This is a genomic window from Vasconcelosia minhoensis LEGE 07310 (assembly GCF_015207255.1).
Classification (GTDB): Bacteria; Cyanobacteriota; Cyanobacteriia; order Phormidesmidales; family Phormidesmidaceae; genus Vasconcelosia; species Vasconcelosia minhoensis.
Window position 1 is genome coordinate 14,865 of the sequence record NZ_JADEXG010000002.1, and the last position, 20,245, is coordinate 35,109.

Annotated in this window: 21 protein-coding genes; 7 read left to right on the forward strand and 14 right to left on the reverse strand. The window is 57.0% G+C overall.

The genetic code is table 11. The features are described 5' to 3' along the window. The first annotated feature begins 246 nt into the window (after positions 1-246). On the forward strand, positions 247-1,047 hold the full coding sequence (locus tag IQ241_RS01085) for a PhzF family phenazine biosynthesis protein (RefSeq protein ID WP_193904568.1): 801 nt from the start codon (positions 247-249) through the stop codon (positions 1,045-1,047). 27 nt (positions 1,048-1,074) lie between these two features. Beyond that, positions 1,075-1,851, forward strand: a complete 777-nt coding sequence (locus IQ241_RS01090; protein ID WP_193904569.1) for a pyridoxine 5'-phosphate synthase — start codon at positions 1,075-1,077, stop codon at positions 1,849-1,851. Here the strand turns inward: IQ241_RS01090 and sppA are convergent. The 5 genes from sppA to IQ241_RS01115 form a co-directional block, all read right to left on the reverse strand. After that, positions 1,832-3,640 carry a signal peptide peptidase SppA gene (gene sppA, locus IQ241_RS01095; protein ID WP_193904570.1) on the reverse strand — a complete coding sequence of 603 codons (1,809 nt, stop codon included), beginning with the start codon at positions 3,638-3,640 and terminating at the stop codon, positions 1,832-1,834. The genes IQ241_RS01090 and sppA overlap by 20 nt on opposite strands. Positions 3,641-3,690: 50 nt before the next feature. Next, entirely contained in the window at positions 3,691-4,734 is a 1,044-nt protein-coding gene (gene fni / locus IQ241_RS01100; RefSeq protein WP_322743532.1) for a type 2 isopentenyl-diphosphate Delta-isomerase, read from the reverse strand. A gap of 108 nt (positions 4,735-4,842) precedes the next feature. After that, positions 4,843-5,385 (reverse strand): bifunctional pyr operon transcriptional regulator/uracil phosphoribosyltransferase PyrR, encoded by a 543-nt coding sequence (gene pyrR / locus IQ241_RS01105; protein ID WP_193904572.1) that lies wholly within the window; start codon positions 5,383-5,385, stop codon positions 4,843-4,845. 16 nt (positions 5,386-5,401) lie between these two features. Next, entirely contained in the window at positions 5,402-6,388 is a 987-nt protein-coding gene (gene cbiB, locus IQ241_RS01110; protein ID WP_193904573.1) for an adenosylcobinamide-phosphate synthase CbiB, read from the reverse strand. 39 nt (positions 6,389-6,427) lie between these two features. Next, positions 6,428-6,868, reverse strand: a complete 441-nt coding sequence (locus tag IQ241_RS01115) for an Rrf2 family transcriptional regulator (protein ID WP_193904574.1) — start codon at positions 6,866-6,868, stop codon at positions 6,428-6,430. Between the two features lie 390 nt (positions 6,869-7,258). Between IQ241_RS01115 and IQ241_RS01120 the strand changes: the two genes are divergently transcribed. Both IQ241_RS01120 and IQ241_RS01125 read left to right on the forward strand, forming a co-directional pair. Continuing rightward, positions 7,259-7,660: an AbrB family transcriptional regulator gene (locus IQ241_RS01120; RefSeq protein ID WP_193904575.1), complete on the forward strand. Its 402-nt coding sequence runs from the start codon at positions 7,259-7,261 to the stop codon at positions 7,658-7,660. 298 nt (positions 7,661-7,958) lie between these two features. Beyond that, a complete protein-coding gene (locus IQ241_RS01125; protein ID WP_193904576.1) occupies positions 7,959-9,521 on the forward strand; it encodes a hypothetical protein in 1,563 nt (520 codons plus the stop codon). Here IQ241_RS01125 and IQ241_RS01130 read toward each other — a convergent pair. Next, the gene (locus IQ241_RS01130) at positions 9,490-10,902 is read right to left on the reverse strand and encodes a sensor histidine kinase (RefSeq protein WP_193904577.1); all 1,413 of its coding nucleotides are present in this window, start codon (positions 10,900-10,902) and stop codon (positions 9,490-9,492) included. The genes IQ241_RS01125 and IQ241_RS01130 overlap by 32 nt on opposite strands. A 266-nt stretch (positions 10,903-11,168) precedes the next feature. Here IQ241_RS01130 and IQ241_RS01135 point away from each other — a divergent pair, with 266 nt between their 5' ends. Further along, positions 11,169-11,483 (forward strand): DUF3155 domain-containing protein, encoded by a 315-nt coding sequence (locus IQ241_RS01135; RefSeq protein WP_193904578.1) that lies wholly within the window; start codon positions 11,169-11,171, stop codon positions 11,481-11,483. A 60-nt stretch (positions 11,484-11,543) separates the two neighbouring features. On the opposite strand, the gene IQ241_RS01140 is transcribed toward IQ241_RS01135, so the two are convergent. From IQ241_RS01140 to ntcA, 4 genes are all read right to left on the reverse strand, one after another. Next, complete coding sequence (locus IQ241_RS01140) at positions 11,544-12,077, reverse strand: cofactor assembly of complex C subunit B (RefSeq protein WP_193904579.1); 534 nt, start codon at positions 12,075-12,077, stop codon at positions 11,544-11,546. Positions 12,078-12,278: 201 nt separating this feature from the next. Further along, complete coding sequence (locus IQ241_RS01145) at positions 12,279-12,659, reverse strand: PadR family transcriptional regulator (RefSeq protein WP_193904580.1); 381 nt, start codon at positions 12,657-12,659, stop codon at positions 12,279-12,281. A 422-nt stretch (positions 12,660-13,081) separates the two neighbouring features. Next, complete coding sequence (locus IQ241_RS01150; protein WP_193904581.1) at positions 13,082-14,542, reverse strand: DUF3084 domain-containing protein; 1,461 nt, start codon at positions 14,540-14,542, stop codon at positions 13,082-13,084. Between the two features lie 48 nt (positions 14,543-14,590). After that, positions 14,591-15,262, reverse strand: coding sequence for a global nitrogen regulator NtcA (ntcA, locus tag IQ241_RS01155; RefSeq protein WP_193904582.1), 672 nt, complete (start codon positions 15,260-15,262; stop codon positions 14,591-14,593). Positions 15,263-15,446: 184 nt separating this feature from the next. Between ntcA and fabI the strand changes: the two genes are divergently transcribed. After that, complete coding sequence (gene fabI, locus IQ241_RS01160; protein WP_193904583.1) at positions 15,447-16,223, forward strand: enoyl-ACP reductase FabI; 777 nt, start codon at positions 15,447-15,449, stop codon at positions 16,221-16,223. A gap of 12 nt (positions 16,224-16,235) precedes the next feature. Here the strand turns inward: fabI and IQ241_RS01165 are convergent, their stop codons facing one another. The 3 genes from IQ241_RS01165 to IQ241_RS01175 all read right to left on the reverse strand — a co-directional run bounded on the left by IQ241_RS01165 (position 16,236) and on the right by IQ241_RS01175 (position 18,613). After that, positions 16,236-17,879, reverse strand: coding sequence for a glycoside hydrolase family 3 N-terminal domain-containing protein (locus IQ241_RS01165; protein ID WP_193904584.1), 1,644 nt, complete (start codon positions 17,877-17,879; stop codon positions 16,236-16,238). A 10-nt stretch (positions 17,880-17,889) separates the two neighbouring features. Next, entirely contained in the window at positions 17,890-18,330 is a 441-nt protein-coding gene (gene rbfA, locus IQ241_RS01170; protein WP_193904585.1) for a 30S ribosome-binding factor RbfA, read from the reverse strand. A 79-nt stretch (positions 18,331-18,409) separates the two neighbouring features. Continuing rightward, positions 18,410-18,613 (reverse strand): DUF751 family protein, encoded by a 204-nt coding sequence (locus IQ241_RS01175; RefSeq protein WP_193904586.1) that lies wholly within the window; start codon positions 18,611-18,613, stop codon positions 18,410-18,412. A gap of 106 nt (positions 18,614-18,719) precedes the next feature. On the opposite strand from IQ241_RS01175, the gene IQ241_RS01180 reads away from it, so the two are divergent. Beyond that, positions 18,720-19,592, forward strand: coding sequence for a DNA adenine methylase (locus IQ241_RS01180; RefSeq protein ID WP_193904587.1), 873 nt, complete (start codon positions 18,720-18,722; stop codon positions 19,590-19,592). Here IQ241_RS01180 and IQ241_RS01185 read toward each other — a convergent pair. After that, the gene (locus IQ241_RS01185) at positions 19,519-20,208 is read right to left on the reverse strand and encodes a 4'-phosphopantetheinyl transferase family protein (RefSeq protein ID WP_193904588.1); all 690 of its coding nucleotides are present in this window, start codon (positions 20,206-20,208) and stop codon (positions 19,519-19,521) included. The genes IQ241_RS01180 and IQ241_RS01185 overlap by 74 nt on opposite strands. Positions 20,209-20,245: the final 37 nt, after the last annotated feature.

A 20,245-nucleotide genomic window follows, 5' to 3' on the forward strand; every position in this document is an offset into this window, starting at 1 on the left:
CAAAGGCAGGCTCGGCCAAAATCCGTGCGGCAGGGAGTTTAGCGATAAAATGGACGCGATGGCCAAGCTCGATAACGAGTGGCCACAATCTAGGCGATGATAGCCCTAAAATGGCTGGTGAGACCCGGCGGGTTGGCGTGGATGATTGGTATCACGTGCCGGCGCAGGTCGTGCATTCGGCCCGGTTTGAGCAGGCGACATCAGAAATTGAGTTTTGGTTTGAGGCTTAGGGGGGCTTAGGATCAGTTGGGATTAACCATAGTTCAGGTGGACGCATTTGCGGCCCAACCGTTTGAGGGCAATCCAGCGGCGGTCTGCGTGGTGGCACAGCCGCTCGACGACGGGCTGATGCAGGCCATTGCGATGGAGATGAACCTGTCAGAAACGGCCTTTCTCTATCCACTCGAAGACGGCTATAGCCTGCGTTGGTTTACTCCAGCGGCAGAGGTTGACCTCTGTGGCCATGCCACCCTGGCCAGTGCCCACGTGCTCTGGAGCGACGGCCATCTGGCTGCCGACCAGGAGGCTCGGTTTCACACCCGCAGCGGTCTGCTGACCGCCCGGCGTCAGGGCGATTGGATTGAGCTCAATTTTCCAGCTCAGTCAGTTCACGCCACCCACGTGACGCCGCAGCTAATCGGGGCGCTTTGCTGCGGCGGCAACATTCGCTATGTCGCAAAAGATGAGTCTCACTACCTAATTGAGCTCCAGTCCGAAGCGGTAGTTCAAAAGCTAAAACCTGATTTTGCTAAGGTCGCAGCCCTGCCGGTCCAGGGCGTCATCGCGACGGCTCCAGCCGAGGCCGAGTCAGTCGATTTTGTCTCACGCTATTTTGCTCCGGCGGTCGGGATCAACGAAGACCCGGTTACCGGGTCCACCCACACAGTATTAGCACCCTACTGGCAGGAAAAGCTCGGTAAGTCCGAACTGGTCGCCCACCAGATTTCTGCCCGGGGCGGCGTTTTGCAGCTGCGCTGCGAGGGCGATCGCGTTTTCATCAGCGGTCAGGCGGTGACGACGCTGCGGGGTGAGCTGCTGGTAGGCTGAAACGGTATGTGAATTTTGTTCGTCTGCATGACCCATCTCAGCGTCAATCTCAATAAGGTCGCACTGCTACGCAATGCCCGGCCTCTAGATATTCCCAGCGTTACCCGCATGGCTCAGGTCTGTATAGAGGCGGGAGCCCACGGCATTACCGTCCATCCCCGGCCGGATGAACGCCATATTCGCCGCGCGGATGTCTACGCGCTGGCTGAGCTGCTGACGGATTTTCACGCGATTGAGTTCAACATTGAGGGCAACCCGCTGGAATCTCCCTGGATGGACATTGTCCGCCAGGTCAAACCCGCTCAGGCGACTCTGGTGCCGGATGCGCCCGGTCAGTCCACCTCAGACCACGGCTGGAACATTCGCCAGGATGGAGAACGGCTAAAGCCAATTATTCAGGAACTCCAGGCGCTGGGCTGTCGGGTTAGTTTGTTTATGGATCCCGACCCAGCTCAGATTGCCCGGCTCAAAGATCTGGGCTGCATGGGTGCAACAGCGCCGATGGAGACCCGGATAGAGCTCTACACCGAGCCCTATGCCACTGCCTATCGCCAGGGAAAAGCGGCGGCTAGCCTAGAGCGGTATGCCGCCGCCGCCAAAATGGCCCAATCGATTGGACTCGGCGTCAACGGCGGCCACGACCTGAATCTAGAAAATCTGCCTCAGTTCTGTACCATTCCCCATATTTTAGAAGTTTCAATTGGCCATGCCCTGACCGCAGACGCCTTGGAAATGGGCATGGCGAAAGCCGTTCAAGCCTATCTAGCGGTTCTGCATACTCAGATTACTCAATCTCCGTCGTAAACGGTAGTCGCGTATAGGCATGGTTGGGGTCGTTGAGCTGCTCGAGCACCTGGAGATTCTGGCGCAGCTCGATAATTTCGTCCGTCAGCGGGTCCTGCTTCCAGGGCAGTCGGGACGTGATTTCGCTGTTAAACAGGCGGCCGAAAATCTGTTCCTCTAGCGAAAGCGGTCTGGGATATTCTTCAACCTGCCAGTCTTCTAGCTCAGCCGCTTCCGCGGCAACCGCGATCGCGTCTCCCAATCCGCCCAGCTGATCGACCAGGTCGGCCTGTACGGCATCCATGCCGGTCCAAACTCGGCCCTGGGCCACCTGGTTGACCCGCTCTTTAGTCACGTCACGGCCTTCAGCCACCAGCGTTACGAAGCGGTCATAGAGGCTGTTGACATAGTCCTGCTGGATCTTCAGCTCGGCTTCAGACTGGGGCCGAGCAATGGTATCAATATCAGCGAACTGGGCCGTTTTGATCACATCCCAGGTAATGCCATTGCGGTTGGCAATCTCCTTAATATTGAGCAACAGGCCGAAGACCCCAATCGAGCCGGTAATCGTCGTCGGCTCTGCCAGGATTATGGTTCCTGGGGCCGAAATCATATAGCCGCCAGAGGCGGCAAAATCCCCCATCGAAATCACGACGGGCTTTTCCTGAGCTAGCAGCTCGACCTCGTGGGCAATAATTTCAGACGCCAGAGCGCTGCCGCCGGGGCTGTTAACCCGCAGTACCACCGCCCCTACGTCATCGTCTCGACGCATTCGACGCAGCGTTTCGGTCAGCCCCTGGTCAGTAATCACGTCGCTGACGCCCCCTTCACCGCTGATAATATTGCCCTCAGCGTAGACGATCGCGATCTCATCACCGCCGCCACCGGAGCTACGCTCATTCACTAGACGGCTATAGGCATAGAGCGTCGTTTGGGGAAAATCATCTTCATCGCGGGCCTCGGTCAGGTCTTGCAGCTCAGCCAGGACTTCGTCGTAGAAAGCCACCCGATCGACCAGCCCGGCGGCCTGAGCCTGCTCTGCTTCAACCAGGCCGCCCGCATCGGCAATCTGCTGGAGCTGCTGCGCCGTCAGTTCGCGGTCGGCAGACACGGTTTGGAGAAAATTTTGCCAGAGGCCGCTCAGCAGATCCTGGGTCTGCTGCCGCTCTTCCGGACTACTTTCCGTTCGAATGAAGGGCTCTACAGCTGACTTGAACCGCCCCACCCGCAGCACCTGAACCCCAATGCCGTACTTTTTCAGCGCGTTTGCTAGAAACTGAATTTCGGCGCGGAAGCCGTTTACCTCAATAATTCCAGCCGGGTTGAGCACCAGCGTATCGGCCGCTGAGGTGAGGTAGTAGTCCCGTTCGTTGAGGTCGGTTTCGTAGGCCCAGATCGGCTTGCCCGATTCCTTAAAGCTAGTCAGGGCCTGCCGCACCTCCTGTAGCGTGGCAAAGCCTTCGTCGGTATGGCCGGTCAGATAGAGGCCGACGACGTTGTCATCTTCAGCCGCCGCCGCTAGCGCTTGCAAGACCGAGTACAGCGAGACCGAGCGGTAGTCGCCGCCGCCCAAAGCCCCTTCAAACAGCGCCCCAGCCCCGTCGTAGGGGACGCTGTCAGTAATGTTAGTCGAAAGATCGAAGACCAGGATTGATTTCTCAGCGAGTTCTGGCTCTGCTTCCGAACTGCTGGTCGCAATCAGCACACTCACCAGCCCCACCGCTCCCATTCCCAGCAGCACGACCAGGGTAAATAGGCCAATCAGCGTCCCCAGGGCGCTCGCTGCCGCATATTTTAGAAAATCACGCATAGTCCCCACCTCGGCTGCCAGCCGACGCATTGTCACAAGCTCATCTGTTCCTATGGTATTCGCTGTAAGACCTGACTGTCGCGCAGTTCTCGCAAATTGGCCGTGCCGGTGCAGAAAAGGACGGTAACCATTTCGGCTATCAGTACGTCGGTCAGGGCGGCCAGGGCAGCTTCGGATTCGCTGGCCGCCCGTAAGAAGGGCATTGCCAGACCGGCCAGGTCAGCGCCCAGAGCCAAGGTTTTGGCGATTTCTAGGCCGTCGCGCAGGCCGCCGGAGGCAATCAGGGGAATGTGAGGCGCGATCGCGCGCACTTCTGTAATACAGTCTGCCGTCGGAATGCCCCAGTCAGCAAAGGTATTGCCCAGCCGCCGCTGCTTTTCGTCCGGGGCGCGCTCGCTTTCTACCCTGGCCCAGGAGGTGCCTCCCGCCCCGGCCACATCCAGCGCCGAGATACCCGCGTCGATGAGCCGCTGCGCCATCGACGCCGAGATGCCGTTGCCCACCTCCTTAGCGATCACAGGCACCGGCAAGGCGCGGCAGAGCTGCTCGATTTTTTGCAGCAGGCCCTTAAACTGCGTGTCGCCACTCGCCTGCACGCATTCCTGCAGCGGGTTCAGGTGCAGGATCAGGGCATCGGCCTCCAGCCAGTCTACGATTCGCTGGCACTGGGCTTGGCCATAGCGATAGTTCAGCTGCACCGCGCCGAGATTGGCCAGCAGGAGAATATCCGGCGCGCAGGACCGAACCGCAAAGGTCGGGCTCAGGTCTGGATTTTCCACTGCCACCCGCTGCGACCCGACCCCCATCGCCAGGCCGTACCGCTGTGCCGTCTGCGCCAGCCGCTGGTTGATCAGGCGGGCTTGCTCGGTGCCGCCGGTCATCGAGGAAATCAGCAGTGGGGCTGCGAGTGCCTTACCTAGAAACGTCGTGCTGAGGTCAATCTGGTCGCGGTCGAGCTCGGGCAGGCAGCAGTGGGTAAACCGATAGCGCTCCAGGCCGTTTGTCAGCTGGCTCTGCACGTTCTGCTCTAGGCAGATGCGCAGGTGGTCGGCCTTGCGTCCTTGAGTTTCGGCGCTGGGAGGGGACTGTGTCAAAACCGCTGGCCTCTCAATAGGGGGCATGAAATACAGAAATTTCACTGGAATACAGCGAAATAGACTTCTCTTTAGTAAAACCGAGTTCGGTATCGCACTTCAAGCACATCAGTAGGGGCTGACCAGCTCAATCGCATCCCTACTATCGGTGGCCTGTAAAAACACCTTGACGGTTTCTTCCTTCGCGGTCGGCAGCTGTTTCCCGACAAAATCGGGATGGATCGGCAGCTGCCGATGTCCCCGGTCAATCAGCACCGCCAGCCGAATCAGTTCTGGTCGGCCATAGTCGTTGACCGCGTTGAGGGCGGCTCGAATCGTTCTGCCGCTGTAGATGACGTCGTCAACTAGGACGACGGTTTTGGCCGCTAGCCCGCCGGGTGGAATGACGGTCTTGGCCGGGGTTCTCATGCCAATTTGGTCGAGGTCATCCCGATAAAACGTAATGTCAATTGCGCCCACCGGCACTTCCACCTGCTCTAGCCGCTGAATATAGTCCGCTAGGCTGTGGGCCAGGGGAACGCCGCGAGTATGGATGCCCAGCAGCACCAGGCTGCTCAGATCGCCAGTGCGCTCGACAATCTCTGAAGCGAGTCGGTTGATCGTCCGACGGATCTCTTCAGCCGATAGAATTTCGACAACTTTAGCAGTCATGGCCAGAGCTGGAAAATTACAGCATAGCGGATGGGGGCAGCGCGATTAGCCCTCCCAGGGCCAGGCTGAGCCAAAGCAAAAAGCTGTACCGAGTCAGCCGCAGCGCCTGGTGAACGACCTCAGGGGTGATGGGCCGGTCGGGATCGCCCAGCGCTGGCTTGTCCTTAACCTGACCGCGATAGTAGTTGACGCCGCCCAGCTGTACCCCCAGCGCGGCGGCGTAGGCGCACTCGCTCCAACCGGCATTGGGGCTCGGATCCTGAGGCGCATCTCGGCGACAGCGCTGCATCACCCGACCCGGTCGGCCAGAAAGCAGTGCGATCGTCAGCACGGTGAGCCGACAGGGCAGCCAGGTAAGGCCATCCTCCAGCCGGGCGCTGAACCAGCCCAGGTCGGTATAGGGCGGCTCGCGGTAGCCCACCATCGAATCAAGGGTGCTAGCGGCTTTATAAGCTAGGGCCAGCGGCACCGGCCCCAGGCCCAGCAGCGCTCCCAAAATGGCATAGAACAGCGGCGCCATGACGCCGTCCGTTGCGTTTTCACTGACGGTTTCCATCACCGCCCGTAGCATTTCTGTTGCTGAAAGCGCATCGGTATCTCGGCCCACGTAGCCCCGCAGCTGCTGCCGCGCTGAGGCCAGCTGTCCCTGGCTAAGCGGCGTTAGAACGGTCACCGCCGCCTGCCTGAGGCTGCGTCCGGCAAAGCAGCTGGCCAGCCAGACGATCGCCAGCCCCTGACTGAGTAAAGTCAGCCCGTCGCGATTCAAGGCTGTGAGAATACCCCAGCTCAGCAGCCCTGTCCCCCCGACCAGTATGAGCCCTAAGCCAATGCCCGCCAGTCGCATCCGCCAGCGCGGTACGAGCCTGTTCTGACCTTTGAGCAGCGGCTGGGTATAGGCCTGGATAACGGCTCCCATGATCTGGACCGGATGCAGCCAGTCCTGGGGGTCGCCGAGGCTATAGTCCAGCAGAGCTGCCGCACCCAAAACGAGCGCTGATGCCACAGGCGTCTCAGTCACCACCCGGAATAGCCAGTGGAGGGGTCATACAATGAAGCTGGCATCTTCCCCCTGTGCGGCCTGCCAGCTGCGGGCGTCAAAGTATAGATCTTCCAGCGAAATGCTGTAGAGCGCTTCTTTGAGTTTCTGATGCAGGCGCTGCCACAGGCTAAAGGTCACCCAGTCTTCGGCCTGGTTAGCCGCCTGATAGTCGCCCAAGGGCTGCACGGTCTCGCCCACGGCGGCTAAGATTTGGCCCAGCGAAATTTCAGCCGCGGGTCGAGCCAGTCGATACCCCCCGTGAGCCCCGCGCACCGCTTCAACCAGGCCGGCGCGCCGCAGCTCAATTAGCAGCTTTTCTAGGTAGGCGGCGGGTAGCGCCTGACGATCGGCGATCGCGCTGACTGAGGCCAGCCCTGGAGCAGGCTGCAAGCTTAGGTCTAGCAAGGCTTTTACGCTGTAATGGCCGCGGGTAGTCAGCTTCATCGGGAGGCAGTCGGAGTGGCGCGTTTGACAGTTAATGAGCCTGCGCTTAAGCCTTACATCATCTCATCAATTATTATCCTATCAATTTGCTTCACGGGGTTGGCTCATCCTATTAGCTAGCAGGATGAGTAGGCATCGTTAGCAACGCCATTCTTCTGCCTATCAAATATTGGCTTGCGCTGAAAAAATAGGATGAATTAGAAAAGATTTTATAAAAATGCAAAAAGCAGTTAGATGTAGTATCATTTTGCATGAAATTGTTTATGCTAGAAGGGGTGGTTCAAGACGACAAAGCGTTTAACAATATTTTGTTCCCGGTCCTTTGTCTCATGTCCATGGCATAGCAACCCCAAGTTCAGGCATATCTAGGAAAAGCAGAGAACTGAGTGAATGGCTAAAGATCTAAAGACAGACGTGCTAACAGGAAAAGCGCTGCTCAAGAAAGTCAAAGAGCTGGAGCATCTCTCCAAAGAGGAAAAGGCCAAGGCCTGTGGCTACTATACGCTAACCAAAGCTGGCGTTGTGCGAGTCAATATGATGAAGTTTCTGAATGCTCTGATTGACGCTGAGGGCATTCAGCTCGATAGTACCCAAAGCAGCAATGGTCGCGGTGGCCGCAGCGCTAGCTATCGAATTACGGTACAGTCCAACGGCAACCTGCTCATTGGTTCCGCCTATACCAAGCAAATGGGGCTAAAACCCGGAGATGAGTTTGAGATTTCCCTAGGGCGCAAGCATATTCGGCTGAAGCAGCTTGATTCTGACGATTCAGAGTTCGATGAGGAAGAGTAGCACCAATCTGCTCCACTGCTATTCAAACTTAAGCACTTAACCCCCGCGATGAAATTTTCATCGCGGGGGTTTGATTTGGGTGTCTCTGCCTAAAGAAATCGTTCTTTACCGCTTCAAATTCTCGGTTTCCAATCTTCATTTTGTCAGTTGAGAAATGTTTAGAGGGGCGAACAGCGCTAGCAGGGCTTCAGCAGAGCGCCTTTACCTATTCGAACGAACCGTTAGGTGCTACGGTGTAGCCTAATTCCAGCCCTATCTCCCATCGCCTCACAAAACTAGCCGAAAAGCCGCATCCGACATGAGCCTACCCGTCGTCCTGGAAATTGCCCTTGGGCTGATCTTCATCTATCTAATTCTCAGCCTGATTGCCAGCGAAATTCAAGAGTTGGTCAGTACGCTTCTTCAATGGCGAGCCGAGCATCTCAAACAGTCTATCGAGCAGCTGCTCGCCGGTGACCGCGAGCAGGATTGGCAGTCGGCTAGGCAGCTGGCCAACCAGCTGTACGATAGCCCGCTGATTCGTGACCTCAACTATGAGGCTCGGGGCCGAATTGCTAGGTTTTTTCGGGGATTGCTGCATGGGGTTGGCCGCGCCTATCGATTCCTGACGCGAACTCACAATGTTTTTGGGCAGAAGACCAGTGGCCCGTCCTATATTCCAGCTGAGACCTTCGCTACAAGTTTGCTGGAAGGACTCCAGCTGGAAAATTTGCAATATGTTCTATCGGAGTCACGGCTCCAGCAGTTTATCGAACAGCGCTTGAGCCGGCCTATTCACCGGATCGTCAGCGATCTGAAGGCTAGCTTAGCCAATGAAACCATCCTCGATGCCGAAATGCAGTATCTAGAGACGGCCATTGAGCAGATCGTGGGCGACTTCAAAGAACGGCGGGTCACCCTAGCGCGATCGCTCGACCGGCTCACAGCTCAGCTAGATGAATTCACTCAGATGGCACTGCTTTCTCTACCCGATTCTCATCTGACCCAGACCTTTCACAACCGGGTGAAATATCTCCGTGCCCAGCTGGTAGACCGCTTCGATGACGGTAGGGAGGGCGGCCAGCGAATTCAACCCACCCTTTCAGAGCTGCTGCTGCTGCTCGACAATCAGAGCATAATCTATCGCGAGGTGGTGAATATTGCGACTCAGAAAGGTGGCCCCGCCCAGCTAGCGCTGGCGCAGTTGCAACAGACGGTCTTTCCCGATCGTCTGCGCGAAAGCCTAGATACCTTAGCAATGCGAGCCCAGGCCAAAGTTGTGGCGACCGAGGCAGGCTTGCAGCAGTTGGAAGCGGAAATCGAAGCCTGGTTTGACCGAGCGATGGACCGGGCGAGTGGTGTATATCGTCGCAATGCCAAAGCGGTAGGAATATTGATTGGAATTGCGATCGCGGCCCTGATCAATGCCGATACGTTTCATATGGTCCATCGGCTCAGCGTTGACCAAGCGGTCCGCAGCAGCATTGTCCAAGCCGCTGAACAGTTAGAGACGCGAGGGATTAACAGTGCTGACGACCTGGCAGCCGACCTGGGGACAGACGAGATCTCAGAGCGTATCTCCATTGAGCTACAGTCCGTCGGCGCTGCCGTCAGCGAGACCTTAGAACAGTATCCTTTGCCTTTGGGCCGGAACCAGGCCACCTTAACTGCTCAGGCCGCTGCTGAAGCGAACTGGCCGCTGTTGCTACCGAGGTACTGGCTGGGCTGGATTCTGACGGGCATTGCCATTTCTATGGGCGCCAACTTCTGGTTTGACCTACTGCGGAAAGTAATTTCTGTCAGAACATCGGGCAATAAACCTGAATCTCTGCCTAGCGGCACGGTACTGCCTAGGCGGTCAACTCGGGCAGCCAAAGAATAAAGGCGGTCCCTGGACCCTGTTTTTGATGCCTATCCAACGCTAGCTGACGCTCGACCCGCTCGGGTATCCAGGGGGTACCGACCACCGGGCTGACGACGTCGATCGTTCCCTGCATCTGAGTCATCAGGTCCTTGACAATAGCCAGTCCCAGTCCAGTTCCTGGGATCCGTCCCTGGGCTTGGACGCCCCGATAGCTGCGCTGAAACAGCTGGCTGAGATCTCCCGAGGGAATCCCTGGCCCGGTGTCGCCGATCACGACACCCTGATAATGTCCCGCCTCCGTAGTCTGGCTCAAACCCGTCTGAACCCAAACCCAGGCACCGCAATCAGCATATTTCAGGGCATTGTCAATTAAATTGTTTAGCACTTCCTGCAGCGCTTCCGGATCCCCCATCACTGGGGGCGTATCGGCAGAAATTCGAGCCATTAAGGTAATCTGCTTTTCGGCTGCCATCATCTGTGCTACCGCCAGTAGAGGTTCCAAAACCTGGGGTAAAAACTGCGGTGATAGGCTAAGCGTCCGGCCCAGTCCCTTCATGGGCAGTAGCGGTGGGGAGCCGGCTGAGCTTTCAGCAGCAGGGAGTTCTAGATGATGGGCTAGGTCTTCTGCTGACGAGGTTGAGGTATCCGCTTCGCTGAGATTGACATCGCCTAGCCTGACCGTTGCGTCGAAGTCTGCTGCTAGCTCTCGTAGCCGCTGACTTTCACGCAATAGGCTAGTCGCGACCCCATAGTTGGGGTCTTCCTCATTCAGCCGTCGGGTTAGGAGCCGACCAAAGGTCGTTAGCGCCGTCAGCGGATTGCGAAACTGATGCAGCAGATTATGAAATACCTCAGACTGGCGGCTGCGGAAATCACGGTGACGTTGGAGCCGCTGCTGGAGCCACTGATTCCGCCGCTCTAGCACACAGCCAGCTGCTAGCGCTTCAGCAGCCTGCTCAACGAGCTGCTCCTCCTCGGGGCGCCACTGCCGGTCGTGACGAATCGCCACAAGCAGTCCAACCACTACATCGGTATAGACCAGCGGGACAACGAATTGGCGATCGCGAGAAAGCCTCGAAAACCGTTCAGTTGGATGCTGCCCTGAGTTAGACTTCCAGCCAGCCTGCTGAACGCTTGCGTCGGCCATCGACTTGGGCTGAGTCGGTCCGGACCCACTGGCGGGGAGTGCGACCGAACTCGTTCTAGATTCTGCCTGTGGAGCCGCCCAAGCCTCAAAAGAATCGGGATAGCTGACAAAGGGAACAAAGTTGGGCTGGGACTGTTCAGAAGACTGCTGGGCTAAATAGATTGCCGCCGTCGTCTGCTCAAATCGCTGGGCCAGCAGCGCTAGCTGAGCCTGGCAAAGGGCCATAAATTCTGGACTGGCGACTACTGTCATGCATAGCCTCTGAAAACACTGCTAGGGGAATACCTAGTTCGCGATGAAACTTGGACTTTTGTCAAGTATGGGGAACTGCTCAATCCATTTTAGACATCCCAAAAGCGGGATGAACAGCTCAGCCAAAAGGATTTCAGAATTTGTGTGTTTTCTTGAAGAAGGGTTGTAAATCAAAATTACAACCGATATACTTTTCAGGTTCACATTTTTTGTAGCTAATACTACACATAAATGGCGATCCGCAGGATACACAGGAGGTAGATAACTTGGCACGAAGACGTAAACGTAAGAGCCGCCGTCGCTTGGAGGGACGCCGCATCCTTGAAGCCGTTCCCCAGTACAGTATTGAAAGCGGCGATGAAAAACCGGTCACGGCCGCTCGCAATTACATTCATTCTGAGGGAATCCATCCGCCGGCCTTGCTGCTAGTCAAACGTAACGAGCATACCACCGACCGCTATTTTTGGGCCGAAAAGGGTCTGTTTGGCGCTCAGTATGTGGAAGAAAATCACTTTCTTTTTCCAAGTTTACGAGTCCTCTTAGGCGAAGAAGAAGTCGCTGCGGTTGGAGCAAGCAGATAGTGCTTTGGTACTAGTGCTTTAACACTCATATAGACAGACTAGCGACAGCCCAGCTACAGACTAAGCTTGCTCGATGAGAGGCAGCTCGGCCTGTAGCTGGGCAATCTCATCTCGATGTCCTTTGACTTTTAGGGACGACTGAGCCGAGCTTAGATCATCGGCTGGGCTGACCCGAAATGAAATTTCTTCAGGTCGTGCCGACCGACGCCAGTAAAAGAGGCCGGCTAGCGGCGACAGACCTAAGAGCCCCCAAAACAACCCCCTCCACTCGGAGAAAAGGGTTGATAGGACTAGGGCCAGGCAAAGCCAGCCGATTGCAGCCAATCCGGTCAGAAAGACGGCCAAGAAAAGGCTGGGCCGGACAAAGCCGACTAAAGTAACCGTCTCTCGCTCAGACGTTGCATCTGCTTTCAGGCGGTAGGCTCTAGATTGAAGATGATGTGCGACCGTTTGATACAGATCGGACGGAGTCTGCTGCGAAGTGAACTGAGCGGTCTGAATCCGGTCTTTGGTTGAGGCCCGGATAAAAAAGATTAGCCCGACCGTCAGCAGTCCGGTGAGCAGCAATGTAGAAGAGAGGACAGGAGGAGCCACGGCAGGTAGGGTAAGGTCAGAAAGGCAGCACGAAGAATCCGGCTACCGACAAACCAATTTTACCCCGGTCATGCTGTTTCCGGCCCCGCTTTAGACTTGCTCTGAACCTAGTCATCCAGTATCAGTTCTAATCTTCTGCAGCCATGCAGATACCGGCCAGGTGACAGTCGGCAGCAGCCCCAGCAGTCAAAAGGGCAGCGGTCAAGAGGACAGCATCCGCCTAGATTGGGGTTGAGAGGCTAGCTGACCGAGCATATAGCTTTGCCAAAGCGCCGATAGCTCTCGCGCTTTTGTCTGCCAGTCAGGACGTAGGCGATACATTCGCCGCGGGCGACCTCGGCCTTCGACCTTTTTCCAATAGCCCATGGTCGCGCCCTGATGCTCCAGAAACTTTAAGGCGCTGTACAAAACCGTATCCGACAGTCGGTAGTCAGGATAGTCTTGCTCAATCGCCTGAATTAGCTCAGTGCCATAGGAGTCACGTCGCACCAGCACCGAAAGTACATAGCAAACCGCAAGCTCTTTATTGAGATAGATCGGCGGCGGATCTTCAAAGAATTGATAAATATCTTCGAACTTCATAAAAGGGCTCCGTAGCGTATTGGTTTACTAAACCTGCCAACCGGTTGCTAAGAACATGAGAAACCAATTGCGACATCTAAATATATTGAGTTAGAAGCGATGGGGTCATTAACGCTGAGCATTGCCAGAAGCCTAGTTAAACCTTTTAGGAAACCCTATAGTTCTGCTAAAACTTGCTGTCGGGCTACATAAGCCATTAATGCTCCAATCCAATTGGCCTTACAGGCTAAGTTTCCGCAGCTATCAAAAATTCACAAATGTTCTTGATTAAGCTAACAAATAAATAGCGACCAAATTTATTCTAAACACTCCGCATTAGATTGGTTTAGTTTTTTTAGATTTAGTAACTATCCGAAAACCTTTTGTTGAACTTCTTAATCTTAGGCCTCTTTTAGTTCGACGTCGCTGGCTATGCGCATAGCCTAATCGTCCTGGCTCTGACGCGGCTGAATCAGCTCGTCTAACGAGGGGTTGGTCCTGGTGTCTGTCCCAAATAGAACCTGGCCGTCCTGGACCGCGATTAGCTCCAGGTTGATCGGGCCGGTTGTAAACACGGGCTGAGCCGCGATCGCTTGAATCTCTAACGCTTCACCAGAATTCTGAACCCGTTCTAGAAACTGGATTACAGGTTCGGTAAGGCCGCCTGCTACCAGCGGATCGGCAATGATCACCCCGGCTCGCCGAGCCTGAAACTGAGCCGTTGCGATCAGCAGCCGGAAACGCTCAATCAGCTGTTCATTTGTGGGGGAAGAGTCGAGCTGTACGCCAGCCAGCCGTTCACCTGGCCGGAACAGGACCTGATTCACGGCCGCCTCAATACTGACTTGAATGCAGGGCGGGTCTTCTATGAGTTGAACGCAAGGTTCGCCGACCACATAGTTGCCGGTCGAGGCGACTCGAATCACGTAATTCTGGCCATCCTGAATCCGCTCCACAACGCGCTCGACCGCTTCTGGGTCAACCCGCAGCGCCCGCTTCGTCACTTCAGAGGTACCCGGCAGAATCGTTTGAATCGCTACCCGATTGGCCTCACCCAGCGCCTGATCGACGGCCTGACGAGCCTCTTCCTCGGATGTGGGACTGGCCAATCGCAGCCACAGCGTCTGGTTGCGGCTGAGGGCGACATTGCCCTGGCGGAGGCTCTCAAATTCATCCTCTAGCCGCGTAATTTCCTGAGTTAAAAACGTCTGCTGGGTTTGGAGCCGGCTGAGTCGGTCTTCCCGTTCGGCGATTTCGAGATCGCGCTCTAACAGTTCCTGATTGAGCTGTGCTAGCTCTTGAGAGCGCTCCGTCAGCTCCTGGTTGCGCCGCTCAATCTGCCGGTCTCGTTCGGCAATCTGGGCCCTGATCTGGTTTTGGCGCTCGATCAGCGCCTGCCGTTCAGACCGCAGACCGCCAATTTCAGAGCGCAGGTTTTCGGCCTGCTGAGAAACGCCTGCGAGCTGCTGCTGGGTATTTTGCAATCGGGCCGTCGTTTCCTCTTCCCGCCCCACCGCAACCCGCAGCGATTCGTTGGTCTCCCGCAGTCGCGCCTGGGCCTCTTGCTGACGTTCAGTAGCGCTTTCTAGCTCGGTCTCAATCTCAGCCTTGGTCGCCTGAGCCTCGGTCAAATCGTCTCGGGCCTGAGCCAGATCCTCCTGAATATCGTCGAGCTCGAACAGGCCTTTACGCAGTTCGCTACTAACGCCTAGCAGCAGCGCCAATGTCGAAGCTGATACGACGCTACCGGTAAATACACTGACTAAGGTCGCCGTCTGGCGGGGACGAAGATTGAACAGGGTGAGCCGGGCCTTGCCCACTCGCATACCAATGCGATCGCCGACGGTCGCGATCACACCTCCCAACAGGAGGACTGCCACAATCAAAATGTATCCAGTCGGCATCAGCAGCTAAACGCAGTTTAGTTTCAAGGTTACTGCACGCTGCCAGGATTAGGTGAACTGCTGGCTCAGGCTGACCGGGTTGTGAACCGTGATTTTTTTCTTGTGGATTGAAATCATACCGTCCTGGCGCAGGTCGCCGAGCAGCCGGGTGACGGTGACGCGGGTCGAACCGATCGCTTCGGCGATCGCCTGGTGCGACAGCTTTAGGTCTACGGTGATGCCGTTCTGACCGGGCACGCCAAAGTCGCGGCAGAGAATAAGCAAAAAGCTGACCAGACGAGAGCCCATGTCCCGATGGGCCAGCGTCTCGATCATCATTTCGGTTTGCAGAATCCGCGATGACAGCCCCCGCAGCATCAGCATCGAAAGGTCGGGACTTTCTTCCAGCGCCTGTTCGACCTGATCGATCGGTACCGACAGCAGCTCTACCGGCGTAAAGGCAACGGCGTGGTAGAACCGGTCAGAGCGATGACCCGTAATCAACGAGAGGACGCCAAAAACGCTATTTTCCCGCAGCAGCGCTACGGTAATTTCTTCGCCCGCCTCATAGACACGAGATAGCTTGACGGCACCCTTGAGCAAAAAGTAAACCCGTTCCGCCGGATCTCCGGGGAAAAATATTGTTTTACCGCGATCGTAGGCTTCGACCACGGGCGGAAACGACCCTCCCGACAGGGTCCGAAACATTGTTGCTAGCGGCTTGTCCTGTGTGACTACCATACAGAGGGCTCAGAATTTGTGGTAAGCAAAAAATTGTGCAATTATGATGAGCGCTTGACTTTAAATCAATAAACCCGACTTGGCACGCTTTTTTTGTGTCCTCAGTTACATAATATGCTGAAAGCTGGGAAGGCGCTATTTTACTCATCGGATTGACTCATCTGGGGCCAGATAATCTAAACCTATGCTAGACCTGACTGGGAAACACGCTTTAGTCACCGGTATCGCCAATAATCGCTCCATTGCCTGGGGCATCGCTCAGCAGCTGCACGCTGCCGGAGCCGATATCGGCGTCACCTACCTGCCCGACCAGCGGGGGCGGATGGAGAAGAAGGTGCGCGAGCTGACGGAGCCGCTGAGTCCCAGCCTATTCCTGCCCTGCAATGTGCAGGACGAGGGGCAGGTCAGAGCTACGTTTGCCGCTGTGCAAGAGAAGTGGGGACGGCTCGATGTTCTGATTCACTGCCTGGCCTTTGCCAAGCGCGACGACCTCACCGGCGACTTTAGCGAGACCTCCCGCGACGGCTTTCAGACCGCCCTCGACATCAGCGCTTATTCCTTAGTGCGGCTCGCTCAGGCGGCCAAATCCCTGATGACAGAAGGCGGCAGCATGATCACGCTGACCTACCTGGGCGGGGCACGGGTAGTTCCCAACTACAACGTCATGGGCATTGCCAAAGCGGCCCTGGAGATGAACGTCCGCTATCTGGCCGCCGAGCTAGGGCCGCAGAAGATTCGCGTCAACGGCATCTCCGCTGGCCCGATCCGCACCCTGGCTTCTTCAGCCGTCGGCGGTATTTTAGATATGATCCATCACGTTGAGGAAGTTGCGCCGCTGCGGCGCACGGTCACTCAGGTCGAGGTCGGCAATGCCGCTGCTTTCTTAGCCAGCGACCTGGCTAGCGGCATTACCGGCCAGATCCTATACGTCGATGCGGGCTACGAAATTATGGGGATGTAGGACCCAACGGGCTCAGTCAGTGAACGCTAGGTCTACCGGTTTGCTAGCCGATGCAGTGCCGAATAGCGATCGCAGTGCCAAAGCCTGAGCCATCCCGTCCTGCCCATAGGTAAAAATGCCCGGCAGATCGGCTGGGATCATTGGCTGGAAGCGCTCCCAGACATAGGGGCTACCGTAGAGCACCAGTGCGGCCAAGCAGTCCAGCGCTAGCAAAATCTGCAAATAGTCCTGCGCCAGCTGGGTTAGCTGGGCGCTGCTGCGGAAAGGGTTGCCCCGGATAAACAGCTGTAGCAGCGTCGGCTGGGGATTGTCTTTGAGCAGTTTAGGCTCGGCCCAGTGCGGGTCTATCGGCCTGAGCTGGTAGCGATGCTGGGCGGGCAAAATGACGGCGGGCGCAGTCCGGACCAGCGCGGGGTTGTTCAGCATGTCATCGACAAGAATGAGATTGTGTCCGCCCGAACGGGCCGCTAGCGGCAAATTTTGCAGCCGCATCGAACTTTGAGTCAAATCTGCGGCAGCGGCACGGGCCGGAGCAGTCGCCAACTGGGTGAGCCGAACCGGCGGCGGCTCAATCTGCTCCCAGGCATGGCAGGTCTCGCCCTGGGGCAGCCGAACGGTAGAAGTTTTGAGCTTGGCTCGCCAGATGCGCTCAACGGCAGCGCGAACCTGCTCGGCGGCGATGCGACCGACCTGTACCGCTTCACAGACTGCCGCGATCGCACCTTCCACATCGGCGGGCATGAGCAAAATATCGGCTCCGGCTTCAACTGCCAGCACGGCGGCTTCGGAGGGGCCATAGTGCTGGGTGATGCTGCCCATCACCAGGGCATCGGTGACAATCAGGCCGTCAAAGCCCAGGTCGTGCCGCAGTAGGCCGGTCAAAATCGGTTTGGACAGGGTCGCGGGCCGCTGCGGATCGATGGCGGGCAGCCGCAGATGAGCCGTCATCACACTGTCAACCCCAGCCGCGATCGCGCCCACAAACGGCGCCAGCTCAATTTGCCTGAGCCGCTCATAGTCGTGGTTCAGCACGGGCAGGCTGAGGTGAGAATCGACCGCCGTATCGCCATGGCCAGGAAAATGCTTGGCTGTGGTGAGCACCGGGAAGTCCTGTGCTCCCCGAATAAAGGCCTGAATCAGCGGCGTCACCAGCTCCGGCGACTGGCCAAAGGCGCGGACATTAATCACCGGATTGGCCGAGTTATTATTGACATCGACGACCGGCGCCAGCAGCCAGTTGAGGCCAATCGCGGCGGCTTCCTGCGCGGTATAGCGACCCATCTGTTCGGCCGCGGCGATGCCTTCAGCCCAATCGCGCCGGGTCAGCTCACCCAGGGCCAGCGGCGGCGGAAACCGAGTAGCGCCGCTAAAGCGCTGGCCGACACCTTCTTCGATATCTGCCGCAATCAGTAGGGGATATTTGGCTAGGGACTGGAGCTGCTGCGATCGCAGACCCACCTCCGCCGCACTGCCGCCAAGTAGGATGACGCCGCCTATGCCCAGATCGCCTAGACAGCGCTCCAGGGTAGATTGGGTCGCTTCCCACTGGGGATATTCAATCTCGTGGTCGAACAGATGGCCGGTCGTCCGGGCGACTACCATTTGGGCCACCTGTTCAGAGAGCGATAGCTGATCTGGGCTGGGGAGCAGCGACATGTTCTAACCGCTAGCGCCCAGACTCAAATTCAGATTCAAGCTCGGACTCCGGCCCAGCTTGTTCTGATTCAGACGACTCAGTTCTCTCATCGTCCTGACGCTCCTGACTGAGCTGATTGATCAGCGACAGCACCCGGCTGCCGCGCTCGAAGGAGCGGTCTTCGCGGAAGCTTACCTCCGGCGTCCGGCGCAGCCGCATGCGCTGCCCCAGCTCGCTGCGGACATAGCCGGTAGCGGCAGCGAGCCCGGCCATGGTCTCAGCTCGGGCCTCCTCAGTGCCGTAGATGCTGACAAAAATTTTGGCATGTTGCAGATCGCCCGAAACGTCAACATCGGTGACGCTGACCATGCCAGCCCCGACCCGGTCGTCCTTGATCCCGTGGAGCAGCATCTGGCTAACTTCGCGCTTGACCATTGCCGATACCCGGGCGACTCTTCGATTGGTTGCCATAGCTGACCTCTATTAAACGTGCAAATAAATGTGGAAAGCGCTGAATGCGCTAGATTTGAGTTGGCCAAGTCAAACCGGGTCAGCTCCCGGCTAGTCCCAGCATCGCCCGCAGGGTAAAGCTGATAAACAAGAACCCGGCTATTACTGCGCCAACCAGAGCGATCGCGGTCGAGGGGCGCTTCAGCAGCGGCAGCAGCGGCTCAACTACGCCATATAAAATGCCGAGGGTAAAGCTGATTAGGTAGCGGGGGTAGCGCGAAACGTTGTCGAAAAATTCTTGCATAGTGGGCAGGGCCGAAGGCACGGCGAACAGATCGCAAAAGCTTGATTCAAGCTCCCCTCATCTTATCGCAGGCCCTCCTCAATCGAGTCTTACTGGCACTACCGAAATGACGCCCCCTTCTACTCTCAGTCCCCGCCCCTTTCTCAAATGGGCTGGGGGCAAGGCCAAACTGATCGCGCAGTATGCGGACTTTATTCCCCAAGAGTTCGTCACCTACCATGAGCCTTTTCTGGGCGGCGGCGCGCTATTTTTTTACCTGGCTCCCCGGCTGAAGTCTGCCTATCTTAGCGATCTCAATCCCGAGCTGGTGAATGTCTATCGGTGCGTGCGCGATCAGGTTGATGCGGTCTTAGATTGCTTAGCTGTCCATCAGCAGCGGCACCGTCCGGACTATTACTACGCCATGCGAGCGCAAACCGATCTAGCGCCGGCGCCCCGAGCCGCACGTTTGCTCTATTTAAATAGAACCTGCTACAACGGGCTCTACCGAGAAAATTCCAAAGGCCAGTTCAATGTTCCCATGGGCCGCTATAAAAATCCGAAAATCTGCAATCCGCCGCTGCTCAAGGCCGCTTCCCAAGCCTTGCAAATTGCTGAGATCGACGTGCGCCCCTTTACCAGAGTTTTAAACGATGCCCACAGCCGTCGGGATTTTGTCTATTTCGATCCGCCCTATTACCCCATCAGCCCCACCAGTAGCTTTACTGCCTACAGCCGCTATCGGTTTGCCGCCGATCAGCAGCGTCAGCTTCAGCAGGTTTTCGCATCCCTGGCCCAGCGGCAGGTGCAAATGCTGCTGTCCAATTCGGACTGTGATTTTATCCGGCAGCTCTATGCCGATTTTTCGATTCAGTCGATTACCGCTGCCCGAGCGATCAACTCCCATGCTGACAGGCGCGGCAAAATCAGCGAGGTTTTGGTGGTGTTTCCTGAACCTGCTGCCAGTGGTAGAAATCCGGCTGGGCCTCTCCTTCAATGACTAGCGCCCCGACGTAGCCGGGGGGCAGATTCAAGAGCTGGAGCTGCCAGGCGGCGGACTGGGGCACCTGGAGCAGCCGCGGCGGCGATAGCTGCACTTCAACGGCTTGCATAGACTGGGTGAGCCCCAGGCCGATGGCTTTTAGGTAAGCTTCTTTGCAGGTCCAGTATTGGAGAAAGGCGCGATCGCGCTCCGCCCCCGCTAGCTGGGACTGCTCCCGCTCGGTCAAGCAGCGATCGCAGAGCCCCGCTAGCTGCTTGAGCGACCGCACCTGTTCCAGGTCAATTCCCACCCGACCGCGTTCCGCTAGCACGCAGACGGCCAGGTCCTGCGAATGGGATAGGTTGAACTGCCAGGAACTCGTTTTAGAATCGGCGCTTAGACTGGGTTTGCCGCAGGGGCCATATTCAAAGCATAGGCTCTCAGGCGGCCGCTGTAGACAGCGGCCTAGCAGCTGCCTCAGGCGACCCCGAGCTGCGATAAAGCGCCGCCGATCGGCCTCAAACCGAAACTGCTGCGACCGGATTCGCTCATCGTCGGCAAGAATCTGTAAATATGCTTGTAACTCATGGGAAGAAACGGTCAGCGGTATTTGCCAAACCTGGACAGCGCCCATTGCGTTCTCCTTTACCCTAGGGCTATCATCCCTCAGA